The 15,985-nt window shown below is 71.6% G+C and carries 15 protein-coding genes; 8 read left to right on the top strand and 7 right to left on the bottom strand.

Translation table 11 applies throughout. The annotated features are described in order from the left end of the window. The first annotated feature begins 15 nt into the window (after nt 1–15). Both ACFY1E_RS42315 and ACFY1E_RS42320 read left to right on the top strand, forming a co-directional pair. Nucleotides 16–627: a TetR/AcrR family transcriptional regulator gene (locus ACFY1E_RS42315; protein ID WP_389086420.1), complete on the top strand. Its 612-nt coding sequence runs from the start codon at nt 16–18 to the stop codon at nt 625–627. Between the two features lie 26 nt (nt 628–653). Next, a complete protein-coding gene (locus ACFY1E_RS42320) occupies nt 654–1,811 on the top strand; it encodes an acetyl-CoA C-acetyltransferase (RefSeq protein ID WP_389086422.1) in 1,158 nt (385 codons plus the stop codon). Here ACFY1E_RS42320 and ACFY1E_RS42325 read toward each other — a convergent pair. Genes ACFY1E_RS42325 through ACFY1E_RS42340 form a run of 4 tightly spaced genes read right to left on the bottom strand, consistent with a single transcriptional unit; the run spans nt 1,795 to nt 5,190 of the window. Continuing rightward, entirely contained in the window at nt 1,795–2,853 is a 1,059-nt protein-coding gene (locus ACFY1E_RS42325; protein WP_389086519.1) for an NAD(P)H-dependent flavin oxidoreductase, read from the bottom strand. The genes ACFY1E_RS42320 and ACFY1E_RS42325 overlap by 17 nt on opposite strands. Then, a complete protein-coding gene (locus ACFY1E_RS42330) occupies nt 2,853–3,572 on the bottom strand; it encodes a CoA-transferase subunit beta (protein ID WP_389086425.1) in 720 nt (239 codons plus the stop codon). Before ACFY1E_RS42330 ends, ACFY1E_RS42325 begins: the two co-directional genes overlap by 1 nt. Beyond that, nucleotides 3,569–4,405 carry a CoA transferase subunit A gene (locus ACFY1E_RS42335; protein ID WP_389086427.1) on the bottom strand — a complete coding sequence of 279 codons (837 nt, stop codon included), beginning with the start codon at nt 4,403–4,405 and terminating at the stop codon, nt 3,569–3,571. The genes ACFY1E_RS42330 and ACFY1E_RS42335 overlap by 4 nt, the downstream gene beginning before the upstream one ends. Further along, nucleotides 4,402–5,190 (bottom strand): enoyl-CoA hydratase family protein, encoded by a 789-nt coding sequence (locus ACFY1E_RS42340; protein ID WP_389086429.1) that lies wholly within the window; start codon nt 5,188–5,190, stop codon nt 4,402–4,404. The genes ACFY1E_RS42335 and ACFY1E_RS42340 overlap by 4 nt, the downstream gene beginning before the upstream one ends. A gap of 99 nt (nt 5,191–5,289) precedes the next feature. Between ACFY1E_RS42340 and ACFY1E_RS42345 the strand changes: the two genes are divergently transcribed. Together ACFY1E_RS42345 and ACFY1E_RS42350 are read left to right on the top strand one after the other, a co-directional pair. Further along, nucleotides 5,290–6,048, top strand: a complete 759-nt coding sequence (locus tag ACFY1E_RS42345; protein WP_389086431.1) for an SDR family oxidoreductase — start codon at nt 5,290–5,292, stop codon at nt 6,046–6,048. Between the two features lies 1 nt (nt 6,049). Further along, nucleotides 6,050–6,955 carry an SDR family oxidoreductase gene (locus tag ACFY1E_RS42350; protein ID WP_389086434.1) on the top strand — a complete coding sequence of 302 codons (906 nt, stop codon included), beginning with the start codon at nt 6,050–6,052 and terminating at the stop codon, nt 6,953–6,955. Between the two features lie 6 nt (nt 6,956–6,961). On the opposite strand, the gene ACFY1E_RS42355 is transcribed toward ACFY1E_RS42350, so the two are convergent. Next, nucleotides 6,962–7,486: a MarR family winged helix-turn-helix transcriptional regulator gene (locus tag ACFY1E_RS42355; protein WP_389086436.1), complete on the bottom strand. Its 525-nt coding sequence runs from the start codon at nt 7,484–7,486 to the stop codon at nt 6,962–6,964. Nucleotides 7,487–7,619: 133 nt separating this feature from the next. On the opposite strand from ACFY1E_RS42355, the gene ACFY1E_RS42360 reads away from it, so the two are divergent. Beyond that, the gene (locus ACFY1E_RS42360; RefSeq protein ID WP_389086439.1) at nt 7,620–9,065 is read left to right on the top strand and encodes an MFS transporter; all 1,446 of its coding nucleotides are present in this window, start codon (nt 7,620–7,622) and stop codon (nt 9,063–9,065) included. Between the two features lie 163 nt (nt 9,066–9,228). Here the strand turns inward: ACFY1E_RS42360 and ACFY1E_RS42365 are convergent, their stop codons facing one another. Further along, nucleotides 9,229–10,110, bottom strand: coding sequence for a hypothetical protein (locus ACFY1E_RS42365; RefSeq protein WP_389086441.1), 882 nt, complete (start codon nt 10,108–10,110; stop codon nt 9,229–9,231). A 103-nt stretch (nt 10,111–10,213) separates the two neighbouring features. After that, nucleotides 10,214–11,962, bottom strand: a complete 1,749-nt coding sequence (locus ACFY1E_RS42370) for a beta-galactosidase family protein (protein ID WP_389086443.1) — start codon at nt 11,960–11,962, stop codon at nt 10,214–10,216. Between the two features lie 325 nt (nt 11,963–12,287). On the opposite strand from ACFY1E_RS42370, the gene ACFY1E_RS42375 reads away from it, so the two are divergent. From ACFY1E_RS42375 to pepN, 3 genes are all read left to right on the top strand, one after another. Then, nucleotides 12,288–12,638, top strand: coding sequence for a chorismate mutase (locus tag ACFY1E_RS42375; RefSeq protein WP_389086446.1), 351 nt, complete (start codon nt 12,288–12,290; stop codon nt 12,636–12,638). A gap of 140 nt (nt 12,639–12,778) precedes the next feature. Beyond that, nucleotides 12,779–13,330: a two-component system response regulator gene (locus tag ACFY1E_RS42380; protein WP_389086448.1), complete on the top strand. Its 552-nt coding sequence runs from the start codon at nt 12,779–12,781 to the stop codon at nt 13,328–13,330. 56 nt (nt 13,331–13,386) lie between these two features. Then, nucleotides 13,387–15,882, top strand: coding sequence for an aminopeptidase N (pepN, locus tag ACFY1E_RS42385; protein WP_389086450.1), 2,496 nt, complete (start codon nt 13,387–13,389; stop codon nt 15,880–15,882). The last annotated feature ends 103 nt before the right edge of the window (nt 15,883–15,985 follow it).

A 15,985-nucleotide genomic window follows, 5' to 3' on the forward strand; every position in this document is an offset into this window, starting at 1 on the left:
GACGACAATGGACCCGTGCCGACCAAGAAGAAGCCCCAGGTGACCGCCGCACCCGCCCGGCGGCGCGAACTCCTCGAGACCGCCGCCGAGGTCTTCGCCGAGCAGGGCTACAACGCCACCACCGTACGCAAGATCGCCGACCACGCGGGCATGCTCGCGGGCAGCCTCTACTACCACTTCGACTCCAAGGAATCGATGCTGGAGGAGATCCTGCGCACCTTCCTCGACGAGCTCTGGGGCGGCTACGACACCGTCCTGGACGCCGAGCTGGGACCGCGGGAGACCCTGGAGGCCCTGGTCACCGAGTCGTTCCGGGAGATCGACCGGCACCGAGCCGCCGTCGCGATCTACCAGAAGGAGAGCAAGCAGCTGCTCGCGCAGGAACGGTTCGCGTTCCTCGCCGAGTCGCAGCGCAAGTTCGAGAAGGCGTGGCTGTCCACGCTGGAGCGCGGGGTCGCCGCCCGGGTCTTCCGGGCCGACCTGGACGTCCGCCTCACCTACCGGTTCGTGCGCGACACCGTGTGGGTGGCCGCGTCCTGGTACCGGCCCGGCGGGCAGCACAGCCCGGAGGAGATCGCCCGGCAGTACCTGTCGATGGTGCTGGACGGGATCGCCGTACGCACGTAACCCAACGGGAAGGCTGGGGAGTTGCCATGGCCGAGGCCTATGTCGTCGAAGCGGTCCGTACGCCTGTGGGGCGGCGCGGAGGCGGACTGAGCGGCGTCCACCCGGCCGACCTCGGCGCCCATGTGCTGAAGGAGCTGATGGCCCGCTCCGGCGTGGATCCGGCCGCCGTCGAGGACGTCGTGTTCGGCTGTCTGGACGCGGTGGGGCCGCAGGCCGGGGACATCGCGCGGACCTGCTGGCTGGCGGCCGGACTGCCCGAGGAGGTGCCGGGCGTGACCATTGACCGGCAGTGCGGCTCCTCGCAGCAGGCCGTGCACTTCGCGGCGCAGGCCGTGCTGTCGGGCACACAGGACCTGGTGGTCGCGGGCGGCGTGCAGAACATGTCGCAGATCCCGATCGCCTTCGCGACCCGCCAGGCCGCCGAGCCCCTGGGGTTCACCGAAGGCCCCTTCGCGGGCAGCGAGGGCTGGCGCGCACGGTACGGGAACCAGCCGGTGAACCAGTTCGTCGGCGCCGAGATGATCGCCGCCAAGTGGGGCATCAGCCGCCAGGACCAGGAGGAGTTCGCACTCAGGTCCCATCAGCGGGCGCTGCGCGCCATCGACGAGGGCCGCTTCGACCGCGAGACCGTCGCCCACGGCCCGGTCGCCGTCGACGAGGGCCCGCGCCGGGACACCTCCCTGGAGAAGATGGCCGGCCTCAAACCGGTCCTCGACGGCGGCACCGTCACCGCTGCCTGCTCCTCCCAGGTGTCCGACGGCGCGGCGGCGATGCTGCTCGCCTCGGAGCGGGCGGTGCGCGAGCACGGACTGACGCCACGCGCACGCGTGCACCACCTCTCCGTGCGCGGCGAGGACCCGATCCGTATGCTCTCCGCTCCGATACCGGCCACCGCCCACGCCCTGAAGAAGACCGGCCTGACCATCGACGCCATCGACCTGGTCGAGATCAACGAGGCCTTCGCGCCGGTCGTCCTGGCCTGGCTGAAGGAGACCGGCGCCGACCCGGACAAGGTCAACGTCAACGGCGGCGCCATCGCCCTCGGCCACCCCCTCGGCGCGACCGGGGTCAAGCTCATGACCACCCTGCTGCACGAACTGGAGCGCACCGGCGGCCGGTTCGGACTGCAGACGATGTGCGAGGGCGGCGGCCAGGCCAATGTGACGATCATCGAACGGATCTGAGCGACTCCAGCGACTCCAGGATCCCCTCCGCCTCCTTCATGATCCGCTCCACCAGCTCCGCACACGCGGGCAGGTCCTCGATCACCCCGGCGACCTGCCCGGACGCCATCACCCCGAGGTCCGTACGGCCGTCCACCATGGCCGATCTGAGCAGCATCGGGGTGTTGGCGGCGAGCAGCACCTGACTCCAGCTGAGGTCCTTGCCATGCTTCATGGCCAGCCCGTCGCGCACCATCTGCCGCCAGGTCAGCCCCGACAGCCTCCGGAACCTGGCCGCCCGGCGCACGGCGTGCAGCAGCGCTCTCGCCCGGCCGGAGTTCTCCAGCGCGGCCACCAGGTCCGTGCGCAGCATCCGGTGCGGCAGCCCGTCCACGGCCGTGGTCACCGTGACGTCCCTGACCGTCGCCGCCAGGTACCTGGCTTTCACCGCGTCCGGCACCGTCGAGTCGGAGGTGAGCAGGAACCGTGTGCCCATCGCCACCCCGGCCGCCCCGTACGCCAGCGCCGCGACCAGCCCCCGACCGTCGAAGAAGCCGCCCGCCGCCACCACCGGTATCCGCACCGCGTCCACGACCTGCGGCAGCAGCACCGTCGTCGCGACCTCGCCGGTGTGCCCGCCGCCCTCGCCGCCCTGCACGATCACGGCGTCCGCACCCCACGCCTCGACCTTCTCGGCGTGCCGGCGGGCCCCGATGGAGGGGATGACGACCACGCCCGCCTCCTTCAGCTCCGCGATCAGCTCGGCGGAAGGCGCGAGGGCGAAGGAGGCCACCCGCACGCCCTCCTCGACCAGGATGCGCACCCGGTCGCCCGCATCCGAGGCGTCGGCCCGCAGATTGACCCCGAACGGAGCGTCCGTACGGGACTTGACCTCCCGTATCGCCTCACGCAGCCGGTCGGCGGTCATGGTCGCGGAAGCCAGGATGCCCAGCGCGCCCGCGTTCGCCGAAGCGGAGACCAGACGTGGGCCCGCCACCCACCCCATGCCCGTCTGCACGATCGGCTGCCGGACGCCGACCAGCCGGGTCAGAGCCGTCTCCATCACGAACCGACCTCCCTGGCACGGCTGCCGCCCCGGTCGATCACCTCACGGATCAGCCGCAGCTCCTCGGCGGTCGGCTCACGCGTCGGCGGCACCTCGTCCGGGACGGCCAGATCGAAGCCCGTCGCCTCCCTGACCTGCTCCACCGTCACACCCGGGTGCAGGGAGGCCAGCCGCATCGAGTGGTCGGGGGTGGCGAAGTCGAAGACGCCCAGATCGGAGACGACACACGGGATGCGGTGGTAGCGGGCACCGGCCGCACGGTCGTATCCGACCCCGCAGACCATGTCGACCTTCTCGACGAACACGCGCCGTGAATGTCTCGGCACCCAGTAACTCGTCGGGTTGTTCAGGGTGTTGACCGGTGCCCCCCGCACCCCGAGCAGCTGCCGCGCGGGCCGTTTCCAGTCGCCGATGCACGAGATGTTCTGGTTGCCGAACCGGTCGATCTGGCTCGCGCCCATCATCACGTGCCGGCGGCCACCGGAGACCAGGGCGAGATGCTGCCGGTACGGCAGCCAGCCCTCCGGAGTTCCGTCCGGGCGGACCAGCATCGCCTCGCCGTCGGTCAGCAGCAGGTCCGGGGAGAAGGTGAGCCGGGCGAGGCGAGCGCCGATGGACGGGATCAGTCCCATGGGGCTGGCGAGCACCTCACCGTTGCCCCGCCAGGCCTCGGCGCAGGCGATCACGCAGTACTCGGCGCGGCTGACCTCGCTCATGTCGCCTCCCTGACCGCCGACTGGTAGGCCTGTTCGTCCCCGGCGAGGAACCGGGCGGCGAACTCCGGCCAGGGCGTGGACGCGTACTGCTTCTGGAAGGCCTCGTCCCGCCCGTAGTCGGGTGCGCAGGAGGTGAAGTGGGCGCCGTTCGGGGCCTCGACGACCCCGGTCACCGTATGGCGCTTGACGAGCAGCGTCTGCGGTGTGGCCTCCTTCGTCAACTCGGCGGTGTCGACGATGCGTTCGCACGACAGGTACGCCGCGTCCGCCGCCTCGCAGAACAGGTCGTCGAAGTACGGGTCGGGGCCCAGATACTGCCCGTTGCCCAGCCGGTCGGCGCGGCCCAGGTGCACCAGGGCCGCATCCATCCGCAGGGCGGGCATCGCCACGAACGTCTCCCCGTCCTCGTAGGGAGAGGTCACCGTCCGCAGCCCGGGGTTGACCCGCATCACGTCCGAGCCGATCCCGGCCCGCACCGGCAGGAACGGCAGCCGGTTGGCCGCCGCGTGCAGACCCCACATGAACATCGCCTCGTCGATCTCCATCAGCTCGAAGGCACCGCCCTCGCGGGCCGCGCGGTAGTGCGGTTCGAGGGGGATGGAGTCGAGGGTGACGAAGGGCGCCACCAGTTTCCGGATCCGTCCGGCGGCGGCGAGCATGCCGACGTCCGGGCCGCCGTACGAGATGACGGTGAGGTCGCCGATGCCGGACCGCAGCAGCGCCCTGACCAGGGCCATCGGTTTGCGCCGTGCACCCCAGCCGCCGATGCCGAGGGTCATGCCGCTGTGCAGACGGGAGACGACCTGCTCGGCGGTCATCGTCTTGTCACTCACGCCTGTGCACCCTCCCTCTCGTCCCGCTTGTCCTTCTCCTTGCCGAAGGTGTCGCGGACCCGGTCGCCCACCCCGACCGCGTTCGCCTCGTAGGTGAAGCCCTGCTCGAAGCGGTAGCTACGGCGCACGTCGACCGGATCGATGCCGTTGATGGCGGCCTTCGCCAGCCGCAGCAGCTCACCGTCCTTGGCGGCTATCTCGCCCGCCAGCTCCAGGGCGGCGGACTGCAGTTCCTCCCGCGGCACCACCCGCCACACCGAGCCGTGCGCATGCAGTTCGGCGGCGGTCGCGGTGCGGGAGGTGTAGTACAGCGCGCGCATCAGGTGCTGCGGGACCAGCCGGGACAGGTGCGTGGCCGCGCCCAGGGCGCCCCGGTCCAGCTCGGGCAGCCCGAAGGTGGCGTCCTCGCTCGCCACGATCACATCCGCGTTCCCCACCAGCCCGATCCCGCCGCCCAGACAGAAGCCCTGCACCGCCGCCACCACGGGCACCGCGCACTCGTACACCGCCGCGAACGCCTCGAAGCAGCCGCGGTTGGCGCCGGTCAGCGCGCTCGCCCCCTGCGCCTGTATCTCCTTGATGTCCACGCCCGCGTTGAACCCCCGCCCCTGCGCGGCCAGCACCACGCACCGCACCTGCGGATCGCGGCCCGCCGCGCGCACCGCGTCGGCCAGGGCGAACCAGCCGTCCACCGGCAGCGCGTTGACCGGCGGGAAATCGACCGTCACGACGGCGACGCCACTTTTTTCGGGCCCCTTTTCCGGGGACGAGGTGGAGACACCCATGAGCACATCAGCTACCTTTCCAACCAACGCCTTTCCACCAAACATTTGTTAGGTGCAAGGCTTCGAAGCTAGCAGCCCTCGGATCGGAGCGGGAGGCCTGTGGATAACTTGCCCCGGCCGCAGCTGAGCGGCAGGACCGTCGTCGTCACCGGCGGCACCCGCGGTGTCGGAGCCGGGATCGCGCAGGCCTTCGCCGAGGCCGGTGCCGACGTCGTCGCGTGCGCGCGCAGGCCGCCCGAAGTTCCGTTGGAAGGCGTCGAGTTCGCACCCCTCGATCTGCGCGATCCGCCCGCCGTACGGTCCTTCTTCGCCGCCCTTCCCCGGCTGGACGTCCTGGTCAACAACGCGGGTGGCGGGCCCTACCGGCTGCTGGCCGACGCGGAAGCCGAGCGGCACGCGCGCGTGCTGGAGCTGAACCTCCTCGCGCCGCTGACGGCCTCCCTCGCCGCGTACGAACACCTCAGGCGGGCGCAGGGCTCGGTGGTGATGATCGGCAGCGTCAGCGGGAGCCGCCCCTCGCCCGGTTCTGCCGCCTACGGGGCGGCCAAGGCGGGCCTGGAGAGCCTCGCCCGGTCGATGGCCGTGGAGTGGGCGCCCGAGGTACGTGTCAACACCCTCGTCGTCGGCATGGTCCGCACCGAGCTGGCCCACCTCCACTACGGCGGCGAGGACGGTATCGAGGCGGTCTCCCGCACGGTGCCGCTGGGCCGCCTTGCCACCCCCTCCGACGTGGGCTCGGCCGCCGTGTTCCTGGCCTCAGGCGCGGCCGCCTACATCAGCGGGGCGAGCCTGCTGGTGCACGGGGGAGGGGAGCGGCCGGTGTTCCTGGATGCGGCAACTGCCAACAAGGAGACGTGAGATGAGCGGAATCTGCGACGGGCGGGTCGTGGTCGTCACCGGAGCCGGCCGCGGCCTCGGCCGAGCGCACGCGCGCGCGTACGCGGCGGAGGGCGCCCGGCTGGTCGTCAACGACCTGGGGGTGGGCCTGGACGGGGCGCCGGGCCCCGACAGTCCGGCCGGGCGGGTGGTGGACGAGATCCGTGCGGCGGGCGGCGAGGCCATCGCCCACGGCGGCGACATCGCCACCACCGAAGGGGCGGCCTCCCTGATCGCGACGGCCCTGGAGACGTACGGCCGGCTCGACACCCTCGTCAACAACGCCGGCTTCCTGCGCGACCGGATGCTCGTCAACCTCGACGAGGACGACTGGGACGCCGTCCTGCGCGTCCACCTCAAGGGCCACTTCCTGCCACTGAAGCACGCCGCCGCGCACTGGCGGGCCGAGGCCAAGGCGGGCCGTGTGCCGGTGGCCCGGATCGTCAACACCAGCAGCGGCGCCGGACTGCTGGGGTCGGTGGGACAGGGCAACTACAGCGCCGCGAAGGCCGGCATCGTCGCCCTGACGCTGGTCGCCGCGGCCGAACTGCGCCGCTACGGCATCCAGGTCAACGCCGTCGCGCCCGCTGCCCGCACGCGGATGACGGAACGCACCTTCGCTGAGACGATGACGGCGCCCGCCGCCGGCTTCGACGCGATGGCCCCCGAAAACGTCTCCCCGCTCGTCGTCTGGCTCGGCTCCGCCGCAAGCGCCGGGGTGAGCGGGCGCGTGTTCGAGGCGGAGGGCGGCCGGATCACGGTCATGGAGGGCTGGCGGCCGGGGCCGAGCGCCGACAAGGGGGCGCGCTGGAGCCCCGGCGAGGCGGGCGAGACGGCGCTGAAACTGCTGGCGGAGGCAGCGGAGCCGGGCGCGGTGTACGGGGCCTGAGCGCGCTCAGCCGCTGAGACGGGCGGCGGCCTTGCGCTGCTCCTCTGTCATCACCTGCAGGAAGCGGATCACGGTGTCCAGCTCGTCCGTGCTGAACTGCTCGCACGCCGCGGCGATGTCGCGCGCCCACTCCTCGAAGAACGCGAAGAGATCGGCGATCTTCTCCCGGTTCAGCTCGACGAGCACTCGCCGCTTGTCCGTCGGATGCTTGACCCGGCGTACGAATTCCTTGGCTTCGAGGCGGTCGACCAGCCCGGTGACGGATGCGGGAGCCAGACCGGTGTGCTCGGCGAGTTCCTTCGCGGTGAGCGGGCCGTGCCGCTCCAGGAGGTCGAGTGCCTTCTCCTCGCTCGGGATCAGGCCCTGCCTGGCGGAGACCGCGGAGTGGAACATCACGGTGGCCCCGCTGTTCTCCCGGCCCGCGGCGAACAGCCGCAACAGTGTCTCGGCCCGCCGCTTGTCGTCCGTGGGGACGGCCGCCTCGAGGTTCGGCACCGGCCGCCGTTCGGATCCCGTCTCGCTGCCGCTCATGGCGTCAGCATAGCAAATATTTCGTTCGGTCGAACTAAGTACTTGCGATCACGGCGGTGTCGGTGCAAGTCTTTCGTTCGTCCGAACGAAATAAATCTGGACTCGACGACGTCCGGACCCAACGGGAGACGCCATGACCACCACTCTTGCCATGTCCCCGCCCACGCAAGCGGATCCGCATCCGCGCCGCTGGGCCGCCGCCGTCGTGATGATGATCGCGGCGCTGATGGACCTGCTGGACGTCACGATCGTCAATGTGGCGATCCCGTCCATCGGCCGTGACCTGCACGCCACGCAGAGCGAGCTGCAGTGGCTGGTCTCCGCCTATCTGCTGGGCTTCGCCGCCACGCTGATCGTCTCCGGGCACCTCGGGGACCGCTTCGGGCGCCGCGGACTGTTCCTCGCCGGCACGGCGGGCTTCGGCCTGGCGAGCCTGGGGTGCGGCCTCGCCCAGACGCCCGGCCAGCTGATCGCCGCGCGGGCCGTGCAGGGTGTGCTGGCGGCGGTGCTGATTCCGCAGGTGCTCGGCTCGTTCCGCACTCTGTTCGCGGGCAAGGAGCGCGGTGCGGTGTTCGGGATGTACGGGGCCGTCGCCGGGTTCGCCTCGGCGGTGGGGCTGCTGCTGGGCGGGCTGCTGACCGATGCCGATCTGTTCGGCTGGGGCTGGCGCTCGGTGTTCCTGGTGAACGTTCCGGTGGCGGTGGGCACGCTGATCGCGGGCCTGGTGCTGGTGCCGTCCACGAAGGAGCGGTCGGCAGGTCGGCCGGATCTGCTGGGGAGCGTGGTGCTGGCGGCCGGGCTGGTGGCGATCGTGCTGCCGCTGGTGCAGGGCCGGGGGAACGGATGGCCGGTGTGGGGCTGGTTCTGCCTCGCCGCTGGTGTCTGCGCCGTCGCCGGGCTCGGGGTGTTCGAGGCGCGCCGGCGCGGTGCGGGGACGGTGCCGCTGCTGCCGGCGCGGGCGTTCCGGCTGCCCGCGTTCTCCGTGGGCGTGCTGGTGCAACTGCTGTTCTCGGTCGGCATGCAGGGCTTCTTCCTGGTCTTCGCGCTCTGGCTGCAGGGCAGCGAGCGGTACACGCCGATGCAGGCCGGAGTGGTGACCGTGGCCTTCTCGGCCGGCAGCTTCCTCACGGCGCCTGCCGCGGACACACTCGCGGTGCGCTTCGGGCGCCTGGTGCTCGGGGCCGGCGCCCTGCTGATGGCCGCCGGTCTGGGCTGGGTGTGGGCAGCGGTCACCGACGCGCCCGCCGCACACACCGGCGCCTGGCCGATGGTTCCGGGCCTGGTGATCGCGGGGGCCGGACTGGGCTTCCTGGTGGTGCCCCTGGTGAACGTGGTGCTGTCCGCGGTGCCGGCCGAGCTGGCCGGCGGGGCGTCCGGGATCTTCTCCACGGCACAGCAGTTCGGCGGCGCGCTCGGGGCGGCCACGGTCGGCACGGTGTTCTTCGACCATGCGGGCAACGGCCTGACGGACGCACTGACGGCGGCGATGCCCTGGGTGACCGCGGTGTTCGTGGTGTGCGCGGTGCTCTGCGCAGGACTGCCGCGGCGGGCGGTGTCCTCCAGTCCGTCCGGGGCGTGAGGCATTTCAGCCCGTCCGGCGTTTGAGGACGAGGCCGTTCAGGCCGAAAAGCGGGGGTGGGGGGGGGGGGGGGGGGGGGGGCCCGCCCCCCCCCCCCCCCGCCGCGCCCCCCCCCCCCCCCCCCCCCCCCACCCCCTCCCGTGCCGGCGGCAGAACAGCACCCTCAGGTGTCACATTCCAGCACCGTCCGGCACAGCGCACACCGCGCGCGGACGCGTCCCCGTACCGGCACCCGGATCTTCTGATGGCAGGTCGGGCAGGGGAACGAGACACGCAGTCGGCCGCCGCCGTCCGGGGTGAAGGTGTAGGGCACGCCGGGCTGCGGCCCCGGGGCGTGGCGGCGGTCGCGGGCGTAGCGGCGGCGGCCCGCCCAGCCGGCGGCCGTCAGCGGCGGCTGCTGCTCGTCGTGGCGGGCCTCGGCCATGCCCCGGGTGTAGGCCTCGTAGGCCTGGGGGCTGGTGAACCAGACCGACGGGTCCTCGTGGAAGACCAGCGCGCGTTTCGCCAGGACGTAGCCGAACTCCTCGGGGGTCAGATAGCCGAGCTTCTGCGAGGAGGCCGAGTCCTCCCGGTAGGCGTCCAGCAGCAGCCAGCCCGCGCCCAGGTAGGTCGTCGCGGTGTCCGTGAGGATCTCGTTGTCGCGGGTGCCGGGGAAGGACAGGTCCAGGCGGTGCAGATACACATGCATGATCTCGTGCGCCAGGGCCGCGCCGATGTCACGGCGGTGGGTGCGGAAGCGGTCGTTCAGCTCGACGAAGTACTCGGGGCCCGCGGCGAGTTCGACGTTCGCCGCGTGCTGCATCTCGCGGAAGCTGACGATCAGCCGGGCGTCCGGCAGCCGGTAGTGCCGCACCAGCTCGCGGGCCACCCGCTGTGCGCCCAGATAGAGGTCGTCGGTGTCGCAGAAGGCCACGTCGACGGGCAGGACGCTGGTGGAGAAGGTCTGGATGGTGTCGTACGACAACCGTTTGTAGAGCGCGGTGATGGCGGCCCGCACCGTCTCCAGGTGTGGGTAGCCGTGCTCGACCGGTCCGCCGTTCGCCACGCCCGAACCCCCAAGACGCCCTGAACCCGATTCCACTGTACGGGGAGGTGAGCGGATTTTCCCCCGCTCGCCCGCCCCGTCGACCCGCCCGCCCTGAAGATCGCTAGAGGTCCCGCAGGAGCACGGCCCCCGCTGCCGCCTCCTCGAACTCCAGCAGCCACACCTCGTTCTCGCCCTCGCGCAGCACCGGACCGGGCACGTACAGGGAGCGCTGGGGGCCCGCCGACCAGTAGCGGCCCAGGTTGAACCCGTTGACCCAGACGAATCCGCGGGTCCAGCCCGGCAGTTCGAGCCGCGCGTCCCCGGCGCCCCGCACCGTGACGGAGCCCCGGTACAGCCCCGGAGCACCGTCCCCGGCAAGCGGCTGGAAGGGGACGTCCCCGATGTCGTCCAGCGCATCCAGGCGCAGCCCACGCGCGCGTACCCCGTGCAGATACTGCCGCTCGTGCAGCAGCCCCCCGGTGATCCCCTTGGGCTCCCCGCTGCGCGGCCCGTAGTTGACGCGCCCCAGGGACTCCACCCACAGCTCCACGCGCGCGTGCCCGGCGATCGGTTCCTTGAGCCGCTCGTCGCCCTCGGTGAGCACACCGGCCCGCTCGCCGTCGACGTACACCACCGCCAGGTCCCGCAGGCCGCGCGCGGTCAGCGGGTAAGGCTGCCGCGGCCCGGGCACCGTCACCGCATACCGCACGAGCCCCCGGTCCACGTCCAGCTCCTCGAAGGTGGGCGGCACGGGCCCCGAGGTCTCCGGCCCTCCCCGGGCCTCCAGTACGACACCCAACGGAGCCCACCCGTCCAGGCTCACCCCGGCCGACGCCCCCAACCGCGCGGGCGCGGGCGGCAGTTCGGGCAGCGGACCTTCGGCGTACTCGGCGAGGACCTCACGCAGCCGCCAGAACTTCTGCGTCGGGCGGCCGAACTCGTCGATCGGGGCGTCGTAGTCGTACGACGTCACATCCGGCTCCAGCGGCCCCTCGTGCAGCGCGCCGCCGCCCCGGTTGGCGCCGGACCAGCCGGCGAAGCTGGTCCCGCCGTGCGCCATGTACAGATTGACCGAGGCCCCGCACTCCAGGATCTCCCGCAGGGCGGCAGCGGCGTCGTCGGCGCCACGGGTGATGTGCTCGCCGCCCCAGTGGTCGAACCAGCCGCACCAGAACTCCATGCACATCAGCGGCCCTTCGGGGCGGTACCGGCGCAGCGTCCCGAAGCCCTCACGCGCGCGGGAGCCGAAATTCACCGTGGCGAGCACCCCAGGGACGCAGCCGCCGCTGAGCATCTGGTCCTCCGGGCCGTCCGACGTGCACAGCGGCACTGTGACGCCCCGCTCCCGCAGCAGGTCGGTGAGGCGGCGCAGGTACTCGGCGTCCGAGCCGTAGCTGCCGTACTCGTTCTCCACCTGCACCAAGACCACCGGGCCGCCGCGGTCGATCTGCCGGTCCACGATCCCCGGCAGCAGCACCCCGAACCAGCGCTCCAGGTGGGCCAGGAACCGCTCGTCACGGGTACGCGCGCGCGTGCCCAGCTCGCCCGTCAGCCAGTGCGGCAGCCCGCCGTTCTCCCACTCGGCGCAGATGTACGGCCCTGGCCGCACGATCGCCCACAGCCCCGCCTTGCGGGCCGCGTCCAGGAAACGGCCGAGGGCCTCCACGTCGTCGTACGTGCCCGGCGCCGGCTCGTGGAGGTTCCACGGCACATACGTCTCCACGCAGTTCAGGCCCATCGCCCGCAGCATCGCCAGCCGGTGACCCCAGTGCTCCTCGTGCACCCGGAAGTAGTGCAGTGCCCCGGACAGCAGCCGCACCGGCCGCCCGTCCAGCAGGAAATCCGTTTCCCCCACCTCGAACTCGGTCATGCACCCCAGCCTCACCCCTCGGCACCGATCACGTCCATGGACAAAGATCAGCGCTGCTCGGACGGAAACACGACCCGGCGGTCGACGACCCGGACGACGGCGTTCGCCGACGGGGTGCACAACGGCCGGCAGCGGCCCGGACGACGCCGGGACGAGCACGCCGATGTCCCACACCTGGATGCGCTTCTCCACGCCCGGACCGGCCCACCACCGCCTCGGCCTCCCAGCAGTACCGCGCCGTCCCCGGCGGCTGGAGCAACCGCATCCCCGACCCCGACGATCCACCGATGATCGAACCCACGCACGCCACGTAGGCTGGGCGCCCATGACCACCAGCAACACCGGCACCCGCGACGTCGACCCCGCCGTCCGCGAGGAACTCGCCCGGCTGCGCGACAGCATCGACAACATCGACGCAGCCGTCATCCACATGCTCGCCGAACGCTTCAAGGCCACCCAGCAGGTCGGCCACCTCAAGGCCGCCCACAGACTGCCGCCCGCCGACCCCGCCCGAGAGGCCCGCCAGATCGAACGGCTGCGCGCCCTCGCCGAAAGCGCCAAACTGGACCCGGCATTCGCTGAGAAGTTCCTGAATTTCATCATCGCCGAAGTGATCCGCCACCACGAACGCATCGCGGACGACACCGTGAACGGCTCCGCAAAAACGGCGAATTGACCTCGATGGATGCCGCCGAGGACGTGACAGAAGGGCCCGCACGGGGCATGCTGCGCTGTGCACTCCTTGTCAGCTGACGGCCACGGCACGTCAGCACCTCGGACATAAGCTGGTTGTCCACGCGGGAGGGACGACGGGCCATGCCGGAAGCCAAGATCCTCATCGTCGACGACCACGAGGACACCCTGTACGCCCTGGAGAGCGCCCTGGCCCCGCTGGGCTATCAGCTGGGCCGCGCCACCAACGGCGACGAGGCCCTCAAGCAGGTCCTCCGCGGACAGGTCGGCCTCCTGCTGCTCGACGTCCGCATGCCCGGCGTCAGCGGCCTGGACGTGGTGCGCTACATGCGCCGCGTGGAGCAGACCCAGCACATCCCGGTCATCCTCCTCACCGGCTTCGGCCCCGACCAGTTACTGACCTCCAGCGCCTTCGCCCTCGGCGTCGCCGATCTCGTCATGAAACCCATAGACCCCTGGTCGCTGCGCACCAAGGTCCGCTACCTGTACGACGCCCACCGCCGCCACCTCGCCCTCGAGCAGGAGGTCCGCGAACTGCGTGCCCTCGTCAAGGACCACACCGACGCCGACGACCCCGCCCACCGCCCGGCCGCCCTGCCCCACCCCGACGCCCGCCTTCCTGCCCAGCGCCTGAGCCAGGCGCGGGGCGGGGAGCTCGAAGAGGAGCGGACATAGGGCGCGTACCGGTCCGCCCCTGTGCCTTGTCAGTGCCATCGGGCAGCATTACCTGCATGTCCGTTCTGACGCGCGACGAAGCGCAGACCCGTGCCAAGCTCCTCGACGTCCACCGCTACACGATCGATCTCGATCTGACCACCGGCGACGAGACCTTCGACTCCCGCACCGTCATCCGCTTCACCGCGCGCACGGACGCCGACACCTTCGTCGAGCTCAAGCCCGCCCACCTGCGCACCGCCACCCTCGACGGACAGCCCCTCGACCCGGAAACCCTCGACGGCAACCGCCTGCCCCTGAAGAACCTCACCGCCGGCGAGCACGAACTGCGCCTCGACGCGAGCATGCGCTACTCCCGCACCGGCGAGGGCATGCACCGCTTCACCGACCCCACCGACGGCGAGACCTACGTCTACACCCAGCTGTTCATGGACGACGTCCAGCGCGTCTTCGCCGCCTTCGACCAGCCCGACCTCAAGGCCGTCTTCGACCTCACCGTCACCGCCCCCGAAGGCTGGAGCGTCCTCGCCAACGGCATCACCGACCACCTCGGCGAAGGCCGCTGGCAGGCCGCCACCACCCCCCTGATCTCCACCTACCTCGTCGCCGTCGCCGCCGGCCCCTGGCACTCCGTGCGCACCGAACACCGCGACCTGCCCTTCGGCCTGCACTGCCGCCGCTCGCTCGCCCCCCACCTGGACGCGGACGCCGAGGAACTCCTCGAGATCACCAAGCAGTGCTACGACCGCTACCACGAAAAATTCGAGGAGCCCTACCCCTTCGACTCCTACGACCAGGCCTTCGTCCCCGAGTTCAACGCCGGCGCCATGGAGAACCCCGGCCTGGTCACCTTCCGCGACGAGTTCGTCTACCGCTCCGCCGTCACCGACACCGAACGCCAGACCCGCGCCATGGTCATCGCCCACGAGATGGCCCACATGTGGTTCGGCGACCTCGTCACCCTCCGCTGGTGGGACGACATCTGGCTGAACGAGTCCTTCGCCGAGTACATGGGCTACCAGACCCTCACCGAAGCGACCCGCTTCACCGACACCTGGACCGACTTCGGAGTCGCCCGCAAGGCCTGGGGCTACGACGCCGACCAGCGCCCGTCCACCCACCCCGTAGCCCCCGAGGACGTCAACGACACGGCCTCCGCCCTCCTCAACTTCGACGGCATCTCCTACGCCAAGGGCGCCTCCGCACTACGCCAACTCGTCGCCTGGCTCGGCGAGAAGGACTTCCTCGCCGGCATCAACACCCACTTCGCCCGCCACAGGTTCGCCAACGCCTCCCTCGCCGACTTCATCGACTCCCTCGCCTCCGCCACCGAACGTGACGTCCACGCCTGGGCCGACGCCTGGCTGCGCACCACCGGCGTCGACACCCTCACCCCCGTGGTCACCCCCGGCGACGACGGCACCTGCACCCTCACCGTCGAACACACCGGCAGCCGGCCCCACCGCATCGCCGTCGGCCTCTACGACCCGGACGTCGCCGACGAGGGCCGCCATCTCGTCCTGCGCGACCGCCTCGACCTCGACATCCCCCACACCACGCCCGAGCCCCTCGGTAAACGCCCCGCCCTGCTCCTCCTCAACGACGGCGACCTCACCTACGCCAAGATCCGCTTCGACCCCGAGTCCTTCGACGCCGTCCGCACCAGCCTCTCCGGCCTGCCCGACCCCCTCACCAGCGCCGTCGTCTGGAACGCCCTGCGCGACGCCGTCCGCGACGGCCAGCTCCCGCCCACCGCCTACCTCGACACCGCCCGCACCCACCTCCCGTACGAAACCGACCTGGCCCTCGTCCAGGGCGTCCTCGCCTTCGCCACCACCAGGGTCGCCGACCGCTACCTCACCCCCGAACAGCGCCCGGCAGCACTGACCACCCTCACCTCCCTGTGCCGCGACCTCATCCGCCGCACCGAGGACGGCGACAACCCCGGCCTGCGCCTGATCGCCGTACGCCACCTCATCGACGTCGCCGCCCACCCCGACACCATCGCCGCCTGGCTCGCCGACGGCACCGTCCCCGGCGGCCCCGAACTCGACCCCGAACTGCGCTGGCGCGTCCTCGCCCGCCTCGCCGTCCTCGGCGCCACCGACGAGCAGGCCATCGCCGCCGAACTCGACCGCGACCCCTCCGCCACCGGCCAGGAGGGCGCCGCCCGCTGCCGCGCCGCCCTGCCCGACGCCGAGGCCAAGGCCACGGCCTGGCAGGCCATGTTCGGCACGGACGAGCGCACCGACCTGTCGAACTACCTCTTCATCGCCACCGCCCGCGGCTTCTGGCAGCCCGAACAGGCCGACCTGGTGCGCGAGTACGTGCCCCGCTACTACGAGGACGCCGTCGCCGTCGCCGCCCGCCGCGGCCCCGCCATCGCCACCGCCGTCGGCCGCTGGGCCTTCCCCGCCCACGCCGTCGACACCGGAAACCTGCACCTCGGCCAAGAGTGCCTCGACACCGCCGACCCGATCCCCGCCCTGCGCCGCACCCTGGCCGACGAACTCGACGACCTGGCACGGGCGTTGCGGGTGAGGCAGGCATAGGACCGGGAACGTACGACGTCGCGGCTGCGGCGGTCCCTGACGATGATGCGGGGAGCTGATCGTCCTTCCCGGGCCCGACCGGGCGAAGGACGATCAGCCCGAA

This window comes from Streptomyces sp. NPDC001604, assembly GCF_042893475.1.
GTDB lineage: Bacteria > Actinomycetota > Actinomycetes > Streptomycetales > Streptomycetaceae > Streptomyces.